This is a genomic window from Halobiforma lacisalsi AJ5 (assembly GCF_000226975.2).
Taxonomy (GTDB): domain Archaea; phylum Halobacteriota; class Halobacteria; order Halobacteriales; family Natrialbaceae; genus Natronobacterium; species Natronobacterium lacisalsi.
On record NZ_CP019285.1, the window covers coordinates 3,216,905 to 3,238,617 of the forward strand.

The window sequence follows — 21,713 nt, forward strand, 5'->3', positions numbered from 1 at the left end:
CGGGAATGGAATCCGCACTCGCGGTCGCGGCGTCCGGGGTCGTCTCCGACACCCCGCTCGTCGTCGACGCCGTCTCGCGGCTGTTCCGTCCCGATACGGTGTCGCGCATCCTCATCGAAGGGCTCGGGAAGGCGTCGATCTACTTCATCATCGCGGTCGGACTGACGCTGGTGTTCGGGCTCATGGGCGTGCTCAACTTCGCACACGGCGCCTTCGCGATGCTCGGCGCGTACGTCGGCGGCCTCCTGATGGTGCTCGCGGTCTCGAGCGGCACTGGTCCGTACGCCCGCGTCGCCTTCTTCGTGGTCGTCGCCGCGGTCGTCTTCGGGCTCATGACGGCCGCCGGAAGCGTCCTCGAGATCGGGCTCGTTCGGCCGATATACGACCGGACGCCGATGTACCAGATACTACTGACGTTCGGGGTCGGCCTCATCCTCGAGGAGGGGGCCCGGATCGTCACCTCCGCGCGGGGAATCCAGCCAGAGCCGACCTGGACCGGCGCGGCGGCGACGATCCCGAACGCCCTCGAGACGTTCTACTCGATCCTGGGGGCGAGCATCCGCGGGTTCTACATGTTCGCGATCGTCGCCGGGGTTGCCGTCGCGGCGGCGGTCTGGGCGTTCCTGAACCGGACGCTGTACGGCCTCTACATCCGGGCCGGCAGCGAGGACCCGGAGATGGTCGAGGCGCTCGGTATCGACGTCCGGAAGGCGTTTACCGTCGTCTTCGGGCTCGGTACCGGGCTCGCGGCCGTCGGCGGCGTCTTCCTGATGTGGGACCCCACGTGGGGGCCGAGCGTCCTGTTGAACATCGACGCGTTACTCTATGCGTTCGTCGTGGTCGTCATCGGCGGCCTCGGCTCGTTCAAGGGGACGCTGGCCGCGGCGGTGATCGTCGGGATCGCCGACTCCTTCACGACCTGGCTGTTCAACACGGGGATCGTCGCCTTCCCCGGCCTCCCCGAAGTGACGATCTTCGCCCTGCTGGTGACCGTATTGATCGTCCGCCCACAGGGGCTGTACGGCGTCGAGGAGGTGGGTGGCCATTAGCCCGACTCGCGACGGTGACCGGGGCCACGATCCGGACGCTGCCGACTCCACATCGAGCGGAACGGCCACCGACGGCGGCACCGAATCCGCCTCGAGCGCGGGTCCGGACGCGACCGCTGACGACGGGGACCTCGGCGACGGCGCGACCGCGACGGCCGAGAGCCCGCTCGCCGAGAACGGGTGGGTTCGCCGGTACTTGCGGGAACACACGGCTCACGCGCTCGTGATCGCGGTCTTCGCGATCTACCCGCCGCTGTACGGCGTTCTGTTGCGCCTGCCCGGAATCGACCTGGGGGTCGTGTCGTTCGCCCCGGCGGCGTTCTTCGACGCGTTCCTCCCCGGGACGACGTTCGTGATCTCGATGCTGTTCCTGGGGCTGTTCGCGATGAGTTTCGACTTCATCAGCGGCTACACCGGCTACCTCTCGTTCGGCCACGCCGCGTTCTACGGCATCGGGGCGTACTTCATCGTCCTCGTGGCTAACGGGGACGTGCCCTTCCTGTCCGAGGGAACGCCGTTCGTGATCACGATGCTCCTCGGAGCCATCCTCGCCTTCCTCGCCGCGCTGGCGATCGGAGCCGTCTCCTTCCGGCTCACGGGCGTCTACTTCGCGATGATCACGCTCGGGTTCGCCCAGGTGCTGTACGAACTCATCCGCAACTGGGGCTACGTCGCCGCGAACCCCCAGGAGGGGCCCACTCTCGAGGGGCCGACGCCCGAGATCGGCGTCCCGTACGTCGACTCCCTGTCGGTCGCGCTCGGCCGCCTCGCCGGGGACAGCTTCGAGAACGTCCTCGGGCTCGGGATCGACGTGTCGGCGACGCTGACCTCCTACTACGCGATCGGGCTGGTGGTCGTCTGCTGTTACTTCGCGATGCAGCGGATCATCCACTCCCCGTTCGGCCGCGTGATGATCGCCATCCGCGAGAACGAGGAGCGCGCCCGCGCGGTGGGCTACAACGTGTTCTGGTACAAGATGGCCGCGTTCGGCTTCAGCGGCTTCTTCGCCGCGATCGCCGGCGCGCTGTTCGCCGCCTACTCGGGGGCCGCGTCGCCGGACACCACGTTCTACTTCCTCGTGACCGCGGACGCTCTGATCGTCGCGATCATCGGGGGACTGGGGACCCTCGCCGGCCCGTTCTTCGGCTCGGCGTTCTTCGAGTGGCTCGAGGACGTCCTCTCCTCGGAGCAGGGCGGGCTCGCCCCCTACCTCCGGGAGGGGCTGCCCGAGAGCGTGCTGGGGGCCGACGTCGGCGGCGTTTCCTTCCTCGAGGTGATCAACGCAGCGGTCGACGGGCGGAGTCAGCTGTACCTGGGTATTGTCTTCGTGCTGTTCGTGTTGTTCGTCCCCAACGGACTGCTCGGCTCGGTCCGCGATCGGATCGGCGGTCCCGTTGCGAAACGACTGCCCGACTATCTCGATCGATATCGACGATGACGCTCTCGATTCTCCCACCGGATACCGACCACACCCGACGGCCCCTCGACCACGGAGTCGGCTCCGAGAAGATCGATCGAGCGACGCTCGAGGCGGAACCCGGGGAGCGGGCGGGTGATCCGACGTGACGCTCCGGTCACGGACCCGCTCGAGCCTCGAGGATGCGACGGTCGCGACGCCTTCGGGTCTCGCTGGAAGCCCGGGGTGGTCCCGATGACGACGGTCGGGCTCACCGGCTACGGCCGATATTTCCCCGAAGAGACCGTCTCCGCCGAGGAGATCGCCGCCGAGAGCGACGTCCCCGAATCCGTCGTCCGTGAGAAGATGGGCCTGCGCGAGAAGCGGGTCTGTCCCCCCGACGGGGACCACGCCACCGACATGTGCGTCGCGGCTGCCGAGGGAGCGCTCTCCGACGCCGACCTCGAGCCCGCGGACGTCGATCTGGTGGTGTACCACGGCAGCGAGTACAAGGACCACGTCGTCTGGTCGGCTGCCGCGAACGTCGCCGAACGGCTCGGGGCGGAGAACGCCTACGCCACGGAGAGCTACACCCTCTGTGCGGGCGCGCCGATCGCCGTCCGCCAGACGCGGGCGCAGTTGCGCGCGGACCACGTCGACACGGCCCTGCTCGTCGCCGCGAGCCGCGAGGAGGACCTGATCGACTACGAAAACGACCGCTCCTCGTTCATGTTCAACTTCGGCTCGGGAGCCAGCGCGATGGTGCTCGAGTCCGATCCGGGCGAGCGAAGCCGGGCCATCGTCCACGAGAGCGCCGCCGTCACCGACGGCTCGTTCTCGAAGGACGTGATCATGCCCGCCGGCGGGTCGCTCGAGCCGCCCAGCGAGGAGACGGTCTCGACGGGGCTGCACCGACTCGACGTACCCGACCCCGACGGGATGAAAGAGCGGCTCGCCCCCGTCTCGCTACCGAACTACCTCGAGGTCGCCGACACGGCCCTCGAGCGTTCGGGCCTTTGCCGCGGGGACCTGGACTTCGTCGCGGTCACGCACATGAAGCGGTCGTTCCACGAACGGCTGTTCGAGGAACTGGGGCTCGATCCGGTGACTGACGGCTACTACCTGGACGAGTACGGTCACGTCCAGAGCGCCGACCAGATCATCGCGCTCGAGGAGGGACGGCGGGAGGGCCTGCTCGAACCCGGCGATGTGGTCTGTTTCCTGGCCGCCGGCACAGGCTACACGTGGTCGGCGACGGCGTTGACCTGGCAGGGCTGACTCGCGTTCCCCTCCACGGGCCCCCGATCGACATCTCAAGCCTGGCGTTCTTCGAAGTGTTCCTCGCAGAGGGTCTGGAAAACGGTCCCGTCCGTTTCGACGCCCCCTCGAGGCGTCTTCTTCACGATTGCGATGCCGTACTCCGCGGGGTCGTCGCAGTCGATGCAGTCGCCCGGCTGGCCGACGGTCCCTTTCGTCTTCGCCCCCTCGGAACGTATCTCGGCGCAGTCCCGACAGAGCCACCACTTGTTCCCGGGGTCGTCCAGTTCGAAGATCCGGTGGGCCATCTTCGCCTGGCTGAATTCGACCGGCGTCGTACAAAAGGCACAGTCCATACTGGACCCCTGCACCACTGGCGTCCTAATGGGGTGCCACGAACTGTCATGGGTGGTGGGCTCGAGTCGGAACCGAAACGACACGCTTAAACGGCAGACTACCCTCGGTCAAAACGCGGGACCGTGGGGTAGTGGTATCCTCTGCGGATGGGGTCCGTAGGACCCGAGTTCAATTCTCGGCGGTCCCACTCGAAATTCTTCGAAACGTCAAATCTTAGCCGTTCATACCCTCGAGCGTACTGAAAATCTAATTCTCGGTTTCGGTACAATTCAGGTTAGTCGACAGGCTGTCGTGGGGTGGTCTGCGTGACTGTCGCTCAGTGGCCGTCGGCCGGCACCGACTCGAGGTGCCAGCACTGCGGAAGTCACGTTACCGACCGATTCGCGCGGGTCTTCGGTGACGATCGCGATCGCGCTCATCGCTGTCCCGAGTGCGATAGCTACCGACGATCGAGCCGCGGGTCCGCAGCCGGAAAAGACGTCGACGTTCCCGATCCCGAGACGTCGCCCGGCCGTCACGGTGGAGGCCGATGTGTGACGAGTTCGTCCCCGCGAGTCGGCTCTATCACGTCGAAAGCCGGACGCCCATCGCCCATCCGGCCCATCAAGCGAGCGACGAAGAGGGACAGGAAGCCCTCGAGGATCAGGAGATTCGGGCCGACGGTGGCCCGTCCTCGAGGGCGAGCGGTCAGTCGTCAAAAGCTTCGTCGAAATCCGCTTCATTCACCGGTGAGAACGATTTTCCACCGCATCTGCAACCAGGCCGGGCCCCGAGCGGGAGAATCTCCCCATCTTCGGTGAGCGTGGCAGCATATGCTCTTCCGCATTCGTCGCAGGTGGCGAGAAAATCGTGCTCCTCTGTCTCGTTCCCCATCTGCTTGTGTCCAGGGACCACGTTCAACTATTTGAATCTAACAGGGCTGCGATGGATTAGCGAGAACACGGGCCATGAAGGCGGTGGTCGGCGATGAGCCGCGTCGTCGATTCCGACGAGTGCGAGCGGTGTGAAGAGTCGATCCTCGCGACGCGACGACTCTGTCCCGACCGTGCTCGAGAGGTGCGGCGAGCGCGAGGTGGTCCGCTGTGAGCCCGACGTCGGAACTCGAGAGTCCGAAAGCCAGCGGTGACTTCCTCGAGGGCGAGATCGTCCAGCGGATCGACGCCTTGGAGTTTGTCGACGATCCGACGGCCGACTGGCACGACGCGAAAACGACGACCGTCCTCGAGTCGGAGCAGTCGCTTCCGTTCTACGGGGTGGTCGTCCTGGAGCCGGAGATCCCGATCGAGATCAAGGGCTGTCAGTACGAGACGAGCAACGGCGCGTATCCCACGCACGGCCGGTACTACGTCAAACGCCGAGCGCACGACCGGCTCCTCGAGGTGGGCGGGATGTACCAATAAAAGTAGAAGTGTACTAGTAGTTAATCCCAAGTTGTAATGACTTGCTGTTCACCTTCGACTTCGCCATAAACTATGATTTCATCAACTGTGTCACTGCTCTGAAGCTCGTGACTGCCGAGATTACTGATTTCGCCTTCGTCTTCCCCGAGTCCATCGCTGTTGATTTGGACTGAATCACCGACTTCCCAATCTTCAGTGGTATCAGATGTATCTCCATTAACAGCGATATAATCTGCACCGCCACTTCCGTTCACGACTTCAACATAGATTGCATCAGTGTTCCCTTCATCAATCACTTGGGGGGTTACATATTCACCAGATTCGTCAAACTCAATACCCGCATTGGCGGACTCGCTCATATCACCAAGATCCAGCACGAAAGCTGCAATAACTGCAGCCAGGATCACAGTGATTGCGACCATTAGGATTACTCCTATAACAGGAGAGACTCCTCGCTCCTCTTCGCTGCCGACCAATTTGTCGCGAATGATTTTTCCGTCCATCATATTTTAGGGTTCCCAAGTTTGGATAACTTGCTTCTCTCCATCAACTTCACCGTAAATAATTATCTCATCGATACTACTGCTGATATCACCGCCGATTGATGGGCTATCTGAGTCCAACGTCGCTGAGTCACCCACAGTCCAGGCAGTTTCATCACTAGACTGACTACCACTTGTGTCCACCCATTCCGAATCAGACCCCTCATGGGCTTCTACGTAGATCGAATCTGTATTGCCTTCATCGTATGTGTTTAGCCCGGGCTGATTTCGGTACTCTCTCGTAGGAAGCGTTCAACGGACGCGATATGAACAGGCAGCAGACCTCGGATACGATTCTCAGGGATGGGCTCCGCACCGGAGCCCATCCCGTTACTTCTGCTGTCACTACTGGTTGGTGGAGTCTGTGAACGCAGACGATTTCACCAAAGAAGAGCTCCTTTCTCGGCTTCTCCAACTTGAGCAACGAGTCGAAGAACTCGAACGGGAGAACAAGCGAAAGGACAAGAAAATCGATCAGAAGGACGAGCGGATAGAAGAACTCGAAACACGCCTTCGCAAATACGAAAATCCGCATACACCGCCCAGTAAGCGACGGTCGGGGACTGACGAGTCCCCGACCTCGCAGGACGACGAAGACGAGAATGTTCGAACCGATGGCGGTACTCCCGGACGGAAGGACGGTCACGACCCTGAGTGGCGTGCAACAGCAGATCCCGACAAAGAGATCGATGTCACCTGTGACTGTTGTCCCGAGTGTGGCGAACACTTCGACGAGTCGGTGGGCGTCAGCCCCCGACTCGTCGAGGAGGTTCCCGATCCACAGCCACCAGAAATCACCCGGTACAACCGTCACTACTACCAGTGCAGCTCTTGTGGAACAGAAACCGTTGCTACACACCCCGACTGCCCCGATGAGGGGCAGTTCGGGGTGAACGTCATCTCTCAAGCAGCACTTTCTCGGTACGATCACCGCCTCCCCTACCGGAAAATCGCTGACCGGTTCGAGCAACTGCATGGATTAGAACTCTCGGGCGCGTCCGCGTGGCACGCGACCGAGCGCGCTGCGCGCGCCGGTCGCTGCGAATACGAACAGATTCGAAGACAGATTCAGCAAGCAGAGATCGTTCACGTTGACGAAACCGGTATCAAACGCGAGGGTGAGCAGGCGTGGATTTGGACGTTTCGGACGAGCGAGCACACGCTATACGCCGTAAGGGAGAGTCGTGGAAGTGATGTTCCCGCGGAAGTCCTCGGCGAGGACTTCCCGGGAACGGTCATCTGCGATGGGTGGACGGCGTATCCAGCGTTCAGCAGTAACCTTCAGCGGTGCTGGGCACATCTTCTCCGAGAAGCTGAAGACGCTGCTAGTGACCACGAGGAGGCAGAACCCGTTTACCGGTATCTCAAGCAGATGTTCGTCGGTCTCCAGTCGTGGCTGGAGACCGACCCGAGTCTTCGTGAGAGAGCACAGATGCACCGCTCATGCCAGAACGGGCTTAGATCGCTCGTGGGGCGGTCAGTAACCGACGAACCAGTGGCAACACTACTCGGGAAAATCGAAGGAGGGATCGACCACTGGCTCACCTTCGTCGGTGAGCCAGCGGTCTCCCCGACGAACAACGCAGCTGAGAACGCACTTCGTGAACCAGTCGTTCTCCGGAAAATCATCGGGACACTCCGTAACGATCGAGGTATGTTCGTTCACGAGACGATCTTGTCCCTGCTGGCGACATGGCGCCAGCAGGGACGCAATCCCTACGAAGAACTTCGCCGAGTCGTCAACAACAATGAGATGATATCACGGGCTCACACTGAACCGGCTGTTGAGACTTCGGGGTAAACACGTACCCTTCATCAATTATCCGTACGGTCACTTCAGATCCAGATTCATCGAATTCAACCCCGGCATTGGCAGATTCGCTCAAATCGCCGAGGTCGAGTACGAACGCGGCGATCACGGCAGCCAGAATCACTGTGATAGCTACCATCAGAATAACTCCAATCACCGGACTCACGGCCCGTTCTTCGTCCGATCCAACCAGTTTATCGCGGATTTTGCTTCCGTCGAACATTGTTTTCACAGCACCACAGCCAGGGTCGCCGGAAGGCCTATGTCCCCGCACGTGGACATCGAACCTGTGCGGGGATTGGGGGTCCAGGCATGACCACCCCGCCACACCTTCCCGCCACCCGTCGATTTTGGTGCTGGTAACAACCAGTTGACTACGAGTACATATATTTACCTCATAGTGTATCTCATCGGTGAAAACGACTGTCCACGACGGTTTCAAATGTGAGAATTAGCCGGGTGTAGAACCACTACAGCACCGCCTTGAAGCTTCGCCGTCCAGTGGTTTTGCTCTCTCGACGAACTCGTGATCTCGTGCGGACTTCGCGCTGCGAGAACGCCCTTCGACCGGGCGCGAACCGCCGGTCACCACGTCGGAACCACACCGATCGAGGACGTCGAAGCTACCCTCGAGACGGGAGCCGATCGATCGATACTGTCGCGTGGCTACCACCTTCCCCGGCGACGTTTCCGATCGGACGAAATTCATTTATCAGTAAGATTCAAGAATGGGCGAACGAATACCGGTACTAGGTTTGCCACGATCGATAGCTGTGCTCGGCTCCGCTTTACCGACTCGAGGACGGGACCGGCACGGTCTCCCCCCCACGGTACTCGAGCCCGTCGGCGTCGACCGGAGCCACAGCGATCGAATCGTGGAACGCTCGAGTTCGACGGGGAACCGGACTCGAGGCCGCGTATTTACAGCCGCGACGGAGGCCCGGTACCGACCGCGTAACGCGGGTGATCGGTCGGGATGATCCAGTCGCTCGACGACTATTTTCCGACGCCGGTGACGAAGACGACGGTCTATCACGCGTTTCGGCTGGGACTCCAGTTGTACATCGGTGCCTTGCTGGTTGCCGGTGCCTACAGTCTCTTCTGGCTCGCCGAAGTCGCGGGGATCATTCCGGAGACGCTCCTTTCGACGATCTGGATCGCGATCGCCGTTATGGGGATGCTGTTGCTCGTGCTGTTGATTCCGCTGTTGTATACCTCGCGCTCGAACGAGCGCTGAGCGAGCTGGCCAACTACGCGTCGTCGACTCGAGACTCGGAGACCAGCTATCGCCGGGTTTATCGCCGCACTCGCCACAGTAGGGAGTAATGACGGTCGTCCTCGCTGGTGTCGGTGCGGACAGCACGAACCTCGGGGCCCTGGGACCGCTGTACGACGACGGACGCTTCGAATACGTTCCGATCCCGGAGAAGACCCGCGAAACGAGCGAGACGGAAACGCTCGGCTCGTGGGACCTGCGGGTCGACGATCGAACCGCGGCCGATCTGACGTCCCGGATCGAACCGCAACCGGTCCGGGGCGGTACCGAGAGCGTCAGCGGCGCGGCTCTCGAGTCGTGGCCGCTTCACCGCGACCCCAACTTCGAGGCGCTTACGTACGGCGAACACCGGACGAGCGGCTACGTCTCGCGGCTCCGGGAACTCGAGCCGGGCGACGTCGTCGGGTTCTACGCCGGCCTCCGCCGACCGGACGGCGACCGCGCCCACCGCTACCTGATCGGGTACTTTACCGTCGACTCGGTCGACGTCGTTACGCCGGAGACGCCGCCCGCCGATCGGGAGGCGATCTTAGCGTCCCATCCCGACAACGCCCACACGAAGCGTGCCCGCAATGGGGAACTCTACCTTACGGAGAAGACTGTGGTGTTCGTCGACGGCCGCGAACCGGGTGGACTCTTCGAGCGCGAGCCGGTCCGGCTCAGTGACTACTACGTCAAGCCGGGGAACGAGCGGGCGCAGTACTACCTCCGCGAGGGGATCGCCGACGACTGGGCGGTCACGGCGGGTGGCGACAACATGATGTACAAACCGGCGTACCGCTGTGACCTGACGGGAGCGGAGTTCGTCGATCTGGTCGGGAGGCCGGGAGAGCGGCCCGTCGACGCGAGCGGCGTAGAGACGTCGGAACGGACGGAGACGGCACGGTAAATCGCCCCCCATATCCGACCGCAATCGATCGGTTTCTTGTGGTGAAAGGTCGAACCACCGGCAGTGACCGACGACCAGGACCCCGATTCGACGGCAGAGGACGGTTCCTCCCAAGACCTGTCCAGACACGACCGCGTGGATCGGCACCCGACGCCGGGGCGGCGCAACTCGCTTGCGTACTGGACGGACGCGAAACACCCGCTACGGGTCGCGATCAACTACGTCTTCGTCTGGCTGGCCCGAATCGCGCCGAGTCTGCGGCTCCGACGGTGGTGTCTGCGCCGGATCGGCGTCACGGTCGGGCGGGGTGTCTCCTGGGGACTCGAGGCCACGCCGGACGTGTTCTGGCCGGAGTTGATCACGCTCGAGGACGACGCCATCGTCGGCTACGACGCAACGTTGCTGTGTCACGAGTTCCTCCAGGAGGAGTACCGGACGGGCGAGGTCGTCGTCGGCGAACGGGCGATGATCGGCGCGGGGGCGATCGTCCTCCCGGGGGTCGAGATCGGTGCCGACGCGCGGGTGGCGGCGAACTCGCTTGTAACGCGAGACGTGGAACCGGGGACCACCGTCGCGGGTGTACCGGCGCGACCGATGGGGACCGACGACGACGCGCCGCCGGACGAAACCGAGAGCGACGAGAGCGACGCTTAGGGGAAAGGAACAAAGAGGCGAACGAAACTCGAGTCGGTCCGGGGCTCGAGTACGATTTCGGTCGGGTCGAATCGGGTCGGGTCGGTCGGATCCGGCTCAGTCGGGTCCGGTGTGATCAGGTTCGGTATGTTTCCCGTATCGGTCTACGGGACGGCTACAGCGACGACCAGGCCTTGCGGGCCTCGTTCCAGGAGGTGACGTCAGCGATCCAGCGGGCGGCGATCAGCTTCTTCAGGGTCTCGGCGGGAACGCCGCTGAAGGTATCGACCGGCAGCGAGACACCGAATGCGGGCTTGACGTCGTGAGCGACGGCCTTGTCGCCAACGGAGACGACCGTCCCCTTGTCCTCATGTTCCCAGGTTTTGAGCGGGCGGTTCTCGATGGCACGGGCGATGTTCTCCCCGACGACTTCGGCGGCCTGCCAGGCGGCCTGGGCGGTCGGCGGTGCGGGCTGGTCGCCCTGGTCGACGATCGCCGAGTCGCCGACGGCAAAGACGCGTTCGTCGGAGGTCTGGAAGTTGGCTTCGGCAGTGACGCGGTTGTGCTCGTTCTCGAGGTCGACGTCGTCAAGGGCGTCCCGGCCCGTGATCCCCCCGGTCCAGACGAGCACGTCGTGTTCGAGCGGATCGCCCTCGTCGAACTCGATGTGGTCCTCGGTAGCCTCCGTGATCGGGTCGTCCGTGTGGATGTGGACACCCGCGTCCTCGAGGAGGTCACGCAGAGCCTGCTGGATCTCGGGATCGTTCCCGGGGAAGATCTCCTCGAGGGCTTCGACGAGGTGGATCTCGATCGGCGCGCGGTGGTTGTCGCGGAACTCGGCGATCTCGCCGGCGGTCTGGATGCCCGAGAGGCCGGCGCCGCCGATGACGACCTGTGCGGGGTCGCCGCGGGTCGCTTCCTGGCTGGCTTCCTTGACGGCCTCGTGGATCTCGAGGGCGTCGTCGAGGCTCTTGAGCGTCAGAGAGTGCTCTTCGAGGCCGGGGATGCCGTAGAACGCGGTCTGGGTGCCAAGCGCGACGAGGACGTAGTCGTACTCGACGTCTTCGGCTCCGTCGAGTTCGACGACTCGGTCGTCGACGTCGAGTCCGGTGACTTCGGCCTGGATGAATCGGGTCGACGGTGCGGCGATGTCGTCGACGGGGAAGGTGACGTCCGATCGGACTGACGGATCCCGGATGACCCGATGGGACTCGTGGAGGACGAGGTGGTAGTCTACGTCGGCGATCCACGTTAGACGAGCGGAATCACCGAGTTCCGACTCGAGTTTCTTGATCGCGCCGGCCCCGGCGTATCCGGCACCGAGCACGACGACGTTCTCAGTCATACCCCACACTCTGAAACCCTATGATACAAAGGTGTTGGAACCGTTATCGGAGTGTTGAGTGTTGTCACCCGTCATACTCCGGGCCGGTAGCGAACGTGACTGCCTCGCGGTAGCAGGTCTGCATGTCGGGTAGTCGAGTGGAGACGAGACCGCGCGAGTTCGCGTGAGTTCGAACGACAATAGATTTAGGGTTAGACGGTTCTAAACCGAGTACATGATGCTGAGCGACGTGATGGAGGACTATCTCAAAGCGATCTACCAGCTCCAGCGCGGGACGGACGACCGGATCAAGACGTCCGAGATCGCCGAGGAGCTGGACGTCACGTCGCCGACGGTCACCAGCATGGTAGACAAACTCGAGGAGCGCGGGCTCGTCGACCGCGAGAAATACCGCGGGGTCACGCTCACCGACGAGGGAGAGACCGTCGCGCTCGAGGTCGTCCGCCACCATCGACTGCTCGAGGCCTACCTCACCGAACATCTCGACTACGACTGGTCCGAGGTCCACGCCGAGGCCGACCGACTCGAACACCACATCAGCGAGGACTTCGAGGCTCGCGTCGCCGACGCGCTCGGCGAACCCGACGTCGATCCGCACGGCTCGCCGATCCCGAGCGCCGACCTCGAGCCGCCCGAACGGCCCGACGGCGAATCGATCGCTGAGTTCGAGGAGGGCGACACGGTCGTCGTCGAGGAGGTCGCCGACCGTGACGCCGAGATCCTCTCGTACCTGGCGGACCACGGCGTCGAACCCGGCGTCGAACTCGAGATTCTCGAGGTTGCTCCGTTCGGAATGGTGACGGCCCGCTCGAGCGACGCCGACGAGCCCGTCTCCCTGCCCGACCGGGTCGCACACCACGTCCGCGTCGCCCGTCCGCCGGAACTCGAGCAGTAGAGTGCTCTCCGACCGTGGTTCCTGCTGTTTCTCGGTCGCCGAATCCACGGGTTTAGATCGACTCTAACGGCAAGTCGCGTGAAAAGGAATAAGTTTAGAGTTATCTAAACTATGCGTGTGGGAGTACTATTGCTGTATGCTTCGACGGAGGTGATCGGGCCCGATGCGTGATCGGTCGCTCCAGGATCTGCCGCGGTGGCTGCTCGCTATCGGTCCTCTCGTCGTCCTCGCGGTCGTGTTCGGACTCCTCTCCCTGACCTCCCCATTCGGAGATCTTTCGGCCGGCGAAGGCGCGACGACGCTCGAGATCGTTCGCGTGCTGACGGTGATCGGCTCGATCGCGGGGATCGTCCCCGTCGCGATCGGGATGCTCTGGTTCCCGTTCATCCGGAACCTCCCGACCCGGTATCTCCACGGGTTCATGGCGCTGGCGGCGGGCGTCCTCGCGTTCATCGCCGTCGAGATGGTTGGTGACGTCGCCGACTACGCCGGCGAAGCGAGCAACACGCCAGTCGTGCTCGCGCTCGCGCTCGCCGGCATCGGGACCACGTTCGCCGTCATGTACCTCGTCAGCCGGTGGCGCCAGCACGCGGCCGCGGGGGCCGAAAAGAGCGGTCTCGAGGTCGCGTATCTGGTCGCGTTCGCGCTCGGCCTCCACAGCGTTGGCGAGGGCCTGGGCATCGGCGTCGCGTACGTCCAGGGGAACACCTCCCTGCTCACGCTGCTCGTCCTGGCTTTCATCATGCACAACGTGATGGAGGGGCCGACGGTCGTCGCCGCCGTTGCACGCGACCACGAGACGCCCCCACTGTGGCACTTCGCGGGGATGGGGTTGCTCGCCGGCGGGCCGGTCATCCTCGGCGGCTGGATCGGCAGCATCGCCCAGTCGGCCGCTCTCGCTGCCGTCTTCTTCGGGATGGCGATAGGCGCCGTCCTGCAGGTCCTCATCGAGGTCGCCGAACTCATCCGGTTCGACGCGGAGGCCGTGATCACCCGCACCAACGCCGTCACCTTCTCGATGGGCTTTGCCCTGATGTTCCTCCTCGAGGACGTCCTCACCGCCGTCTTCCTCGAGGGATGGCTGGCTTCCGTCTGACGGCTTCCGAAATGCAGGCGGTCGTTCGACCGCCAAAGGAAACGCCTTAGATTCCCCGGCACGAAGGACGAAATCCGGAAGAAAACGACCGGTCTCACCCGCCGGGTTTAAGGAATACAATTACGAATAATTCGCCATGTCATCAATCGAACTGACCCCGAGCCAGAAGAAGATCTTGCGCGCGTTGACGAACCTCCACAAGGAGTCTGAAGACGCCATCAAGGGCGAGGACATCGCCGAGCAGGTCGACCGGAACCCGGGGACGATCCGCAACCAGATGCAGAGTCTCAAGGCCCTCCAGCTCGTCGAGGGGGTACCCGGACCGAAAGGCGGCTACAAACCGACGGCCGCGGCCTACGAGGCCCTCGAGATCCAGCAGATGGACGATCCCGCTTCCGTCCCGATCGAACACGAGGGCGAGCCCGTCGAGGACGTCCTCGTCGAGGAAATCGATCTCTCGAGCGTCCACCACCCCGAGCTCTGTCGCGCCGAGGTCCATATGCAGGGATCGATGAGCGATATCTCCGAGGACGACGCCGTCACCGTCGGCCCGACGCCGCTCTCGAAGCTCGTCATCGACGGACGCGTCGACGGCAAGGACGACACGAACAACATCCTCATCCTCCGGATCGAGGATATGGTTGCCCCCGCGGAAGAGCCCGAGCACTGATCGGGTCTCGCGTTTCCACTCTCCACCTTTCTGCCGTTTTCCGTTCTTCGCCGGGCGGGTTGCCACTGCTCCGTCAGTCTCTACGGATTTCCGGTTTCTACACGTCCCGCTGTCTCCCGATTTCCCGCTCTCCCGCGCTCGACCCCTGACCCCTGACACCTGCCCCGAACGGTCCGACCGCCGCCGACTCGAGACGGACTCGAGTCGGATCCAGCGTGCCCACTGCTGAGAGAGCCGCGAACCTAACCGGGATCGACCGGCACGCTCGGTGAACGAAAACCGGGAGAAAACTCGAACGCGGCGGTTATTCGTCGTCGCCGTCGGCCGCTTCGGAACCGTTTTCATCCTCGACGGTGCCCGCAGGAATGACGTCGACGCTTGCGACGGCGTCCTCGTCTTCGACCTCCATCACGATTACGCCCATCGTGTTCCGACCGACCGTCGACACCTCGTCGACGCGAGTGCGGACGATCTGGCCGTCCTCGCTCATCAACACGAGGTGGTCGTCGGGAGAGACGGCCTTGATGGCGGTCACGGGGCCGTTCCGGCCCTCGGTCTTGATGTCGATCAGCCCCTTGCCGTAGCGGGACTGGGTGCTGTACTCCTCGAGCGGGGTTCGCTTGCCGTACCCGTTCCGGGTGACGGTAAGCAGCGCCTGGTCGTCGCCGTCATTGCCGTTGGCCGCGACCAGCCCAGCGACCGCGTCGTCGTCCTGGAGTTTGATCCCGTTGACACCGCGGGCGTTCCGTCCCATGGCGCGGACGTCGTCCTCGTCGAACCGGATCGTCATACCGCCCTCGGTCGCAATCACGAGGTCCTGCGAGCCGTCGGTGACCTCGACGTCGACGAGTTCGTCGCCTTCCTCTAAGTCGGCCGCGATGATCCCGGTCGAGCGGATGTTGTCGAACTCCTCGCTGGCAGTCCGCTTGACGTAGCCGTTCCGGGTAGCCATCGTCACGAACTCGTCGCCCTCGAGGGCGTCGGTGTCGACGATGGCGGTGATGTCCTCGCCGTCGTCCAGATCGAGGATGTTGACCGCGGACTTGCCGCGTGCCGTCCGACCCATCTCGGGGATCTCGTAGGTCTTGAGCTGGTAAACCTGGCCCTGATTCGTAAAGCACAGGAGGTAGTCGTGGGTGTTCGCCCGGAAGACCGTGGCGACGCGGTCCTCGTCCTTGACGTCCGCGCCGATGATCCCCTTGCCGCCCCGACCCTGGGGGTCGAACGTCTCGATCGGCATGCGCTTGACGTAGTCGTCTTCGGTCATGACGACGACGACTTCCTCCTCGGGGATGAGGTCCTCGTGAGTGACGGTCCCTTCGTCCTCGACGATCGAGGTGCGGCGTTCGTCGTCGTACTCCGCTTTGACCTCCCGGAGTTCATCCTTGATGACCTCGAGCAGTTCCTGCTCGCTCTCGAGGATCTCCGTCAGGCGCTCGATCTCGGCCTGGACCTCCTCGTACTCGTCCTCGATCTCGGCGGCCTCCATCGACGTGAGGCTACCGAGTTGCATACGGACGATGTGGTCGGCCTGATCCTGAGAGAAGCCGTAGGCGTCCTGCAGGGCCTCCTTCGCGTCGTCCCGGGTCTCGCTGTCCCGGATCAGTTCGACCACGTCCTCGGCGTTCTCGACGGCCTTCAGCCGGCCCTCGAGGATGTGGGCGCGGTCCTCGGCCTCGGCGAGGTCGTACTCGCTGCGTCGGCGGACGACCTCGCGGCGGTGGGCGACGTACTCCTCGAGCGTTTCCTTCAGCGAGAGTACCTGGGGCTGGCCGTCGACCAGCGCGAGGTTGATGACGCCGAAGGTACGCTCGAGGTGGTTCTCGAGCAGTCGGTTCTTGACGACCTCGGTGTTCGCACCGCGTTTGAGTTCGACGACGATGCGGACGCCGTCGCGGTCGGACTCGTCGCGGAGGTCGGAGATCCCTTCGATCTCGCCCTCGTGGACATCCTCGGCGATGCGCTCGACCAGTCGGGCCTTGTTGGACTGGAAGGGGAGTTCGGTGATGACGATCCGCTCGCGCCCGTTCTTCCACTCCTCGACCTCGAACTCGGCGCGGACTCGGATGCGGCCGCGGCCGGTCTTGTACGCGGAGTAGATGGCGTCGCGGCCGACGATGTTCGCGCCGGTTGGGAAGTCCGGTCCCTTGACGTGCTCCATCAGGTCCTCGACGGTCGCGTCGGGGTTGTCGATCAACTCGATCGTCGCGTCGATGACCTCCCCGAGGTTGTGCGGCGGGATGTTGGTCGACATCCCGACGGCGATCCCCGAGGAGCCGTTCACCAGCAGGTTCGGGAACGCTGCGGGGAGGACGTCGGGCTCTTGCAAGCGGTCGTCGTAGTTCGCGGAGAAGTCGACGGTGTCCTTCTCGATGTCGGCGAGCAGTTCCTCGGAGATGGGCGACATCCGGGCCTCCGTGTACCGCTGGGCAGCGGCCGGGTCGCCGTCCATCGAGCCGAAGTTCCCCTGGCCGTCGACCAGCGGGTAACGCATCGAGAAGTCCTGGGCCATCCGGACCAGGGTATCGTAGATCGCGCTGTCGCCGTGGGGGTGGTAGTCACCCATCGTCTCCCCGACGATCGAGGAGGACTTCCGGTGTGACGAACCGGAGGTCACGCCCATCTCGTGCATCGCGTACAGGATGCGGCGGTGGACGGGCTTCAGGCCGTCCTCGACGCGGGGGAGCGCACGACCCGCGATGACGGACATCGCGTAGTCGATGTAGCTCTGTTCCATCTCGTCCTCGATACGGACGTTCTCTACCGCTCGAGCGTCTACGTCTGTCGGATCGGGTACCTCTGAACTCATGTCTTCATATGGTTCCGTCGGTTAGTTGTCAAGCACTGCGTCCGTGGAGCGGACGCTCGAACGGGCCGACGACCGACCCGGAGAGCGCGGTGCGAAGCACCGCGGAAAGGCGAACGGTCGAAGGCCGTGAGCCGAGCGCAGCTTGCTGCGCGGAGGGAAGGGAGGAGTGCTTTTGATCGAAATTTTGCCGAGGGCCAGGGAAGCTGGCCCGCAGAGCAAAATTTCGTTAGATGTCGATCCATTCGGCCTCCGGCGCGTTCTCCTTGATGAACTGCTTGCGCGGCTCGACGGCGTCGCCCATCAGCACGGAGAACATCTTGTCCGCGGCGGCCGCGTCCTCGATCGTGATCTGCTTGAGGATGCGGTTCTCCGGATCCATCGTCGTATCCCAGAGCTGCTGGGGGTTCATCTCGCCGAGACCTTTGAACCGCTGGACCTGCGAGGGACTGCCGTTGCACTTCTCCTCGATGATCTCGTCGCGTTCCTGTTCGGTCATCGCGTCGTAGGTGTCGCCGCGATACCGGATGCGGTACAGCGGCGGCTGGGTCGCATAGACGTAGCCGTTCTCGAGCAGCGGCCGCATGTGCCGGTAGAAGAACGTCAACAGCAGGGTGCGGATGTGGGCACCGTCGACGTCGGCGTCGGTCGCCATGATGATCTTCTCGTAGCGGACGTCCTCGAGGTCGAACTCGTCGCCGATCCCCGCGCCGATCGCGGTGATCATGTTCCGGATCTCGTCGTTCTCGAGGATGCGGTCGAGCCGGTGTTTCTCGACGTTCAGGATCTTCCCCTTGATGGGGAGGACGGCCTGGAATTCGGGGTTTCGCGCCTGCTTTGCGCTCCCACCGGCGGAGTCACCCTCCGCGATGAACAGTTCGGCCTCCCCGGGATCTTTCGTCTGGCAGTCGGCCAACTTGCCGGGAAGCGATGTCGACTCGAGGGCCGACTTCCGTCGGGTCAGCTCCTCGGCTTTTTGGGCGGCCTTGCGCGCCTTCGCGGCCTCGACCGCCTTGTTGATGATCGCTTCGGCGGTGTCGGGGTTCTCCTCGAAGTAGGTGCCGAGGCCCTCGTGCATGGCGCTCTCGACGATCCCTCGGACCTCCGAGTTCCCGAGTTTCGTCTTCGTCTGGCCCTCGAACTGCGGGTCGGGGTGTTTGATCGAGACGACGGCGGTCAACCCTTCGCGGATGTCCTCGCCCTTGAGGTTCTCGTCTAAGTCGCCGAGCAGGTCGTTCTCGTTGGCGTAGTCGTTGACGGTCCGCGTCAGGGCGGTTTTGAACCCGGTGAGGTGGGTGCCGCCCTCGCGGGTGTTGATGTTGTTCGCGAAGGCGTGGATCGAGCCCTGGAGCTCCTCGGTGGCCTGCATCGCCACTTCGACCTGGATGTTCTGGGCCTCGTCTTCGAAGTAGATGACCTCCTCGTGCATCGCCGAGCGCGTCTCGTTCAGGTACTCGACGAACTCGCGGATGCCACCCTCGTACTCGTACGTTTCCTCGATGATACCCTCCGCGTCGGCCGCCTCCTCGCGTTCGTCCCGCAGGGAGATGCGAACGCCGGAGTTCAGGAAGGCGAGTTCACGGAGCCGGTTCGACAGCGTCGAGAACGAGAAGTCGTCGGCCTCGAAGATGCTTTCGTCGGGCCAGAACCGGATCTCCGTGCCGGTCTCCTCGTCGCTCTCCATGTCGCGGACTCGCTCCATGTCGCCGACGGGTTCGCCGGCCTCGAACGCGTGCCGGTAGACGCCGCCGTCGCGTTTGACCTCGGCCTCGAGTCGCTCCGAGAGGGCGTTGACGACGCTGACGCCGACGCCGTGGAGCCCGCCGGAGACCTGGTAGGACTTGTTGTCGAACTTGCCGCCGGCGTGGAGAACCGTCAAAATGACCTCGAGCGCGGGGCGATCGTACTCTTCGTGCGTGTCGACGGGAATGCCTCGGCCGTCGTCCGCGACGCTCACCGACCGATCCTCGTGGATGGTGACGGTGATATCGTCGCAGTGGCCGGCCAACGCCTCGTCGATCGAGTTGTCCACCACTTCGTAGACCAGATGGTGGAGCCCTCGAGAGTCGGTAGAGCCGATGTACATCGCCGGACGTTTTCGCACGGCTTCCAGGCCTTCGAGGACCTGGATCTGTCCAGCGCCGTACTCGCTTTCCTGGGACATGAGAAACCTGCTTTCGGGTAGTGGACGACGCCTAATAAAGCTTCACGTACGCGCGCGAGCGCGAGCGCGGTTCCCACCGAGGGCGAATAAATCGATTCCCCCTGCTATCGCCGGCCACTCTCGACGGGGTTCTACCCTCCCCGGCGGCTGAATACGCAATGAGAAGAGTCACGGACGCGGGTACGAACGACACGATAGCGGCCGATGTTCGGACTCCCCTTCGACGCTCCGCTGGCGTTCCTGCTCGTTTCCATCGCCTTCCTTTCGGGGATCGGTATCACCACGATCGGTCCGGGTGGCATCTTCGTGACCATCGCGCTCTACTCGCTGACGCCGCTTTCCTCGGGACAGGTCGCCGGCACCGCTCACGCGACCTTCGTCGCCACCGGCCTCGTCGGCAGTGCGGTGTACCTCCGCTCCGGCGAGATGCGAACCGGCGAGGGGCGGGCGCTCGCGATCGTTCTCAGCCTCTCGAGCGTCCTGGGAGCGCTTACCGGCGCGTACGCGAACGCGTTCGTTCCGCGTGCAGTCTTCGGGGCCCTGCTCGGAACCGTATCGATGGCCGTCGGTGGGACCATCCTCTTCCGGGTTCGCCGGGGGTTCAGTCCGGTCTACGACCTCGAGATCGGGACGTCGACCGGACGGGTCACTCTCGGCGTGCTGGGGTTCGGACTCGGGGTCGCCAGCGGTCTGCTGGGCATCGGTGGCCCGGTTCTGGCCGTCCCGACGCTGGTTCTGGTCGGCGTTCCCATGCTACTCGCCGTCGCCGTCGCGCAGGTCCAGTCGATCTTCATCGCGGCGTTCGCGACGGCCGGCTACGCCCTCCAGAGCACGGTGTTGCTCTCCCTGGCGGTCGTCGTCGGGATACCGCTGTTGCTCGGTGTCGTCGTCGGCTGGAAAGTCGCTCACGCCGTCGATCCGAACCGATTGAAAGTCACACTCGGGTTCGTGATGCTGGGGGTCGGTCCGTACCTGGCGCTGTGAGCGGCGTCGGCGATACAGGTACCAGACTCAAGGCAGTCGGAGTGGAAAAACTGCCCGATGGCACGCGTCCTCGTCCCGTTCGACGACTCCGATCCCGCTCGCGACGCCCTCGAGTACGCGTTCGAACTCTTTCCCTGCGGCGAGTTCGTCGCGCTGACTGTCGTCGACACGTCGTCAGTTCCGTTCATCCCCAGCTCGTCGACCGACGACACCGACGACCAACTCGAGGAACTGCTCGGGGAAGCGAGCGAGCGACTGGAGACCGCGGGAGCGATCGCAGCCGAGCACGACCGGCCGCTCGAGACGGACGTGGCGATCGGGTCGCCGGCCCAGCAGATCATCGAGTGCGCCGAGGAAAACGACCTGGACCACGTGGTGATGGGGAGCCACGGCCGGTCGGGCGTCACGCGAATTCTGCTCGGGAGCGTCGCGGAAGTCGTCGTCAGGCACTCGTCGGTACCGGTAACGGTCGTTCGCTGAGCGACAGTGAGGCGACCTGCAGCGGCGGGCACCAGACTTGTCTCGGCTCGGCGTACAGCTTCGGTCGAGAACGATGACCGGATCTGACTGGGATGCGAGCGAGCACGACCCGGACGCGAAACACGACGAGCGGAGTCACACCGACGACCGCCGGACTGACCGGGACGTCATCGAGTACCGACCGAACCGCGAGCAGCGAGGGACGTTGCTCTCCGTAGCCGTCGTCCTCCTCGGCGTCGTGACGATCGCTGGAACGCTCGCGATCGACTTCGCCGAGAGTCACGCCTGGAACGCCGGCCTGATCGGTGTAGCACTTTGCGTCTTCGGCGCGTACAATTACTACCGGCGGGCGAACCAGGAACTCGGGAGCGTCGGCGTCGAGACGCTCGCCGCCATCGCAGGGCTGTGGCTCGTCGCGTCGCCGTTCCTGTTCGGCCCCGAAACCGGAACCGCGGGACCGGCCGCCGCCGGAACCGAGATCGGCGCCGGGTTCCTGCTGATCGTCGGCCTCCTTACGTTCGGCGTCGGCTCCTACAGCGCGGCGATTGCGCACAAGCGTCGGCGCGAGGCGGACGCTCGACCGACGGCGGTCTACGACCGGCGAGGTCAGTAAGAAGCGACATCGCAGTTGCCGGGCCAATCCCCTTGGTCACCGCTCCCAACG

General features: G+C 63.8%; 20 protein-coding genes, 1 tRNA gene and 3 pseudogenes. 17 read left to right on the top strand and 7 right to left on the bottom strand.

Going from position 1 to position 21,713, the window contains the following annotated elements:
- Positions 1-5: 5 nt before the first annotated feature.
- The 4 genes from CHINAEXTREME_RS15615 to CHINAEXTREME_RS15625 all read left to right on the top strand — a co-directional run bounded on the left by CHINAEXTREME_RS15615 (position 6) and on the right by CHINAEXTREME_RS15625 (position 3,723).
- Positions 6-1,049 carry a branched-chain amino acid ABC transporter permease gene (locus CHINAEXTREME_RS15615; protein ID WP_007142719.1) on the top strand — a complete coding sequence of 348 codons (1,044 nt, stop codon included), beginning with the start codon at positions 6-8 and terminating at the stop codon, positions 1,047-1,049.
- The gene (locus CHINAEXTREME_RS15620) at positions 1,039-2,487 is read left to right on the top strand and encodes a branched-chain amino acid ABC transporter permease (RefSeq protein WP_007142720.1); all 1,449 of its coding nucleotides are present in this window, start codon (positions 1,039-1,041) and stop codon (positions 2,485-2,487) included. Before CHINAEXTREME_RS15615 ends, CHINAEXTREME_RS15620 begins: the two co-directional genes overlap by 11 nt.
- Positions 2,484-2,615 (top strand): hypothetical protein, encoded by a 132-nt coding sequence (locus CHINAEXTREME_RS22460; protein ID WP_274520304.1) that lies wholly within the window; start codon positions 2,484-2,486, stop codon positions 2,613-2,615. Before CHINAEXTREME_RS15620 ends, CHINAEXTREME_RS22460 begins: the two co-directional genes overlap by 4 nt.
- An 85-nt stretch (positions 2,616-2,700) precedes the next feature.
- A complete protein-coding gene (locus CHINAEXTREME_RS15625) occupies positions 2,701-3,723 on the top strand; it encodes a 3-oxoacyl-ACP synthase (protein WP_076738783.1) in 1,023 nt (340 codons plus the stop codon).
- A 35-nt stretch (positions 3,724-3,758) separates the two neighbouring features.
- Here the strand turns inward: CHINAEXTREME_RS15625 and CHINAEXTREME_RS15630 are convergent, their stop codons facing one another.
- Positions 3,759-4,058 (bottom strand): hypothetical protein, encoded by a 300-nt coding sequence (locus tag CHINAEXTREME_RS15630; RefSeq protein WP_007142722.1) that lies wholly within the window; start codon positions 4,056-4,058, stop codon positions 3,759-3,761.
- A gap of 117 nt (positions 4,059-4,175) precedes the next feature.
- On the opposite strand from CHINAEXTREME_RS15630, the gene CHINAEXTREME_RS15635 reads away from it, so the two are divergent.
- Together CHINAEXTREME_RS15635 and CHINAEXTREME_RS22300 are read left to right on the top strand one after the other, a co-directional pair.
- Positions 4,176-4,246, top strand: a tRNA-Pro gene (locus tag CHINAEXTREME_RS15635).
- A 109-nt stretch (positions 4,247-4,355) separates the two neighbouring features.
- A pseudogene (locus CHINAEXTREME_RS22300) lies at positions 4,356-4,583 on the top strand (DUF7563 family protein); the annotation flags it as partial.
- Positions 4,584-4,746: 163 nt separating this feature from the next.
- On the opposite strand, the gene CHINAEXTREME_RS15645 reads toward CHINAEXTREME_RS22300, so the two are convergent.
- Complete coding sequence (locus tag CHINAEXTREME_RS15645; RefSeq protein ID WP_076738754.1) at positions 4,747-4,932, bottom strand: hypothetical protein; 186 nt, start codon at positions 4,930-4,932, stop codon at positions 4,747-4,749.
- Positions 4,933-5,141: 209 nt separating this feature from the next.
- Here CHINAEXTREME_RS15645 and CHINAEXTREME_RS15650 point away from each other — a divergent pair.
- Positions 5,142-5,453, top strand: a pseudogene (locus CHINAEXTREME_RS15650) (hypothetical protein); the annotation flags it as partial.
- A gap of 26 nt (positions 5,454-5,479) precedes the next feature.
- On the opposite strand, the gene CHINAEXTREME_RS15655 reads toward CHINAEXTREME_RS15650, so the two are convergent.
- Complete coding sequence (locus CHINAEXTREME_RS15655) at positions 5,480-5,962, bottom strand: type IV pilin (protein WP_007142725.1); 483 nt, start codon at positions 5,960-5,962, stop codon at positions 5,480-5,482.
- A gap of 403 nt (positions 5,963-6,365) precedes the next feature.
- On the opposite strand from CHINAEXTREME_RS15655, the gene tnpC reads away from it, so the two are divergent.
- Complete coding sequence (tnpC, locus tag CHINAEXTREME_RS15660; protein ID WP_029601814.1) at positions 6,366-7,802, top strand: IS66 family transposase; 1,437 nt, start codon at positions 6,366-6,368, stop codon at positions 7,800-7,802.
- A gap of 7 nt (positions 7,803-7,809) precedes the next feature.
- Here the strand turns inward: tnpC and CHINAEXTREME_RS15665 are convergent.
- A pseudogene (locus tag CHINAEXTREME_RS15665) lies at positions 7,810-8,034 on the bottom strand (type IV pilin); the annotation flags it as partial.
- A 753-nt stretch (positions 8,035-8,787) separates the two neighbouring features.
- Between CHINAEXTREME_RS15665 and CHINAEXTREME_RS15670 the strand changes: the two are divergent.
- The 3 genes from CHINAEXTREME_RS15670 (at position 8,788) to CHINAEXTREME_RS15680 (ending at position 10,630) form a co-directional block, all read left to right on the top strand.
- Positions 8,788-9,048 carry a hypothetical protein gene (locus CHINAEXTREME_RS15670; protein WP_007142762.1) on the top strand — a complete coding sequence of 87 codons (261 nt, stop codon included), beginning with the start codon at positions 8,788-8,790 and terminating at the stop codon, positions 9,046-9,048.
- 88 nt (positions 9,049-9,136) lie between these two features.
- Positions 9,137-9,976: an Nmad3 family putative nucleotide modification protein gene (locus CHINAEXTREME_RS15675; protein WP_007142763.1), complete on the top strand. Its 840-nt coding sequence runs from the start codon at positions 9,137-9,139 to the stop codon at positions 9,974-9,976.
- 63 nt (positions 9,977-10,039) lie between these two features.
- Complete coding sequence (locus tag CHINAEXTREME_RS15680; protein WP_007142764.1) at positions 10,040-10,630, top strand: acyltransferase; 591 nt, start codon at positions 10,040-10,042, stop codon at positions 10,628-10,630.
- Positions 10,631-10,784: 154 nt separating this feature from the next.
- On the opposite strand, the gene CHINAEXTREME_RS15685 is transcribed toward CHINAEXTREME_RS15680, so the two are convergent.
- Entirely contained in the window at positions 10,785-11,954 is a 1,170-nt protein-coding gene (locus tag CHINAEXTREME_RS15685) for an NAD(P)/FAD-dependent oxidoreductase (protein WP_007142765.1), read from the bottom strand.
- A gap of 214 nt (positions 11,955-12,168) precedes the next feature.
- On the opposite strand from CHINAEXTREME_RS15685, the gene CHINAEXTREME_RS15690 reads away from it, so the two are divergent.
- The 3 genes from CHINAEXTREME_RS15690 (at position 12,169) to CHINAEXTREME_RS15700 (ending at position 14,615) form a co-directional block, all read left to right on the top strand.
- Positions 12,169-12,849, top strand: a complete 681-nt coding sequence (locus tag CHINAEXTREME_RS15690; RefSeq protein ID WP_007142766.1) for a metal-dependent transcriptional regulator — start codon at positions 12,169-12,171, stop codon at positions 12,847-12,849.
- A gap of 163 nt (positions 12,850-13,012) precedes the next feature.
- Entirely contained in the window at positions 13,013-13,945 is a 933-nt protein-coding gene (locus tag CHINAEXTREME_RS15695; protein ID WP_007142767.1) for a ZIP family metal transporter, read from the top strand.
- A gap of 136 nt (positions 13,946-14,081) precedes the next feature.
- The gene (locus CHINAEXTREME_RS15700) at positions 14,082-14,615 is read left to right on the top strand and encodes an Rrf2 family transcriptional regulator (RefSeq protein ID WP_007142768.1); all 534 of its coding nucleotides are present in this window, start codon (positions 14,082-14,084) and stop codon (positions 14,613-14,615) included.
- A 304-nt stretch (positions 14,616-14,919) separates the two neighbouring features.
- Here the strand turns inward: CHINAEXTREME_RS15700 and gyrA are convergent, their stop codons facing one another.
- Both gyrA and gyrB read right to left on the bottom strand, forming a co-directional pair.
- Positions 14,920-17,424, bottom strand: coding sequence for a DNA gyrase subunit A (gene gyrA / locus CHINAEXTREME_RS15705; RefSeq protein ID WP_007142769.1), 2,505 nt, complete (start codon positions 17,422-17,424; stop codon positions 14,920-14,922).
- A 226-nt stretch (positions 17,425-17,650) separates the two neighbouring features.
- Positions 17,651-19,585: a DNA topoisomerase (ATP-hydrolyzing) subunit B gene (gyrB, locus tag CHINAEXTREME_RS15710; protein WP_007142770.1), complete on the bottom strand. Its 1,935-nt coding sequence runs from the start codon at positions 19,583-19,585 to the stop codon at positions 17,651-17,653.
- Between the two features lie 204 nt (positions 19,586-19,789).
- Between gyrB and CHINAEXTREME_RS15715 the strand changes: the two genes are divergently transcribed.
- The 3 genes from CHINAEXTREME_RS15715 to CHINAEXTREME_RS15725 all read left to right on the top strand — a co-directional run bounded on the left by CHINAEXTREME_RS15715 (position 19,790) and on the right by CHINAEXTREME_RS15725 (position 21,662).
- Positions 19,790-20,569: a sulfite exporter TauE/SafE family protein gene (locus CHINAEXTREME_RS15715; protein ID WP_007142771.1), complete on the top strand. Its 780-nt coding sequence runs from the start codon at positions 19,790-19,792 to the stop codon at positions 20,567-20,569.
- Between the two features lie 57 nt (positions 20,570-20,626).
- Entirely contained in the window at positions 20,627-21,049 is a 423-nt protein-coding gene (locus CHINAEXTREME_RS15720) for a universal stress protein (protein ID WP_007142772.1), read from the top strand.
- A 73-nt stretch (positions 21,050-21,122) separates the two neighbouring features.
- Positions 21,123-21,662, top strand: a complete 540-nt coding sequence (locus tag CHINAEXTREME_RS15725; protein ID WP_007142773.1) for an SPW repeat domain-containing protein — start codon at positions 21,123-21,125, stop codon at positions 21,660-21,662.
- Positions 21,663-21,713 lie beyond the last annotated feature (51 nt).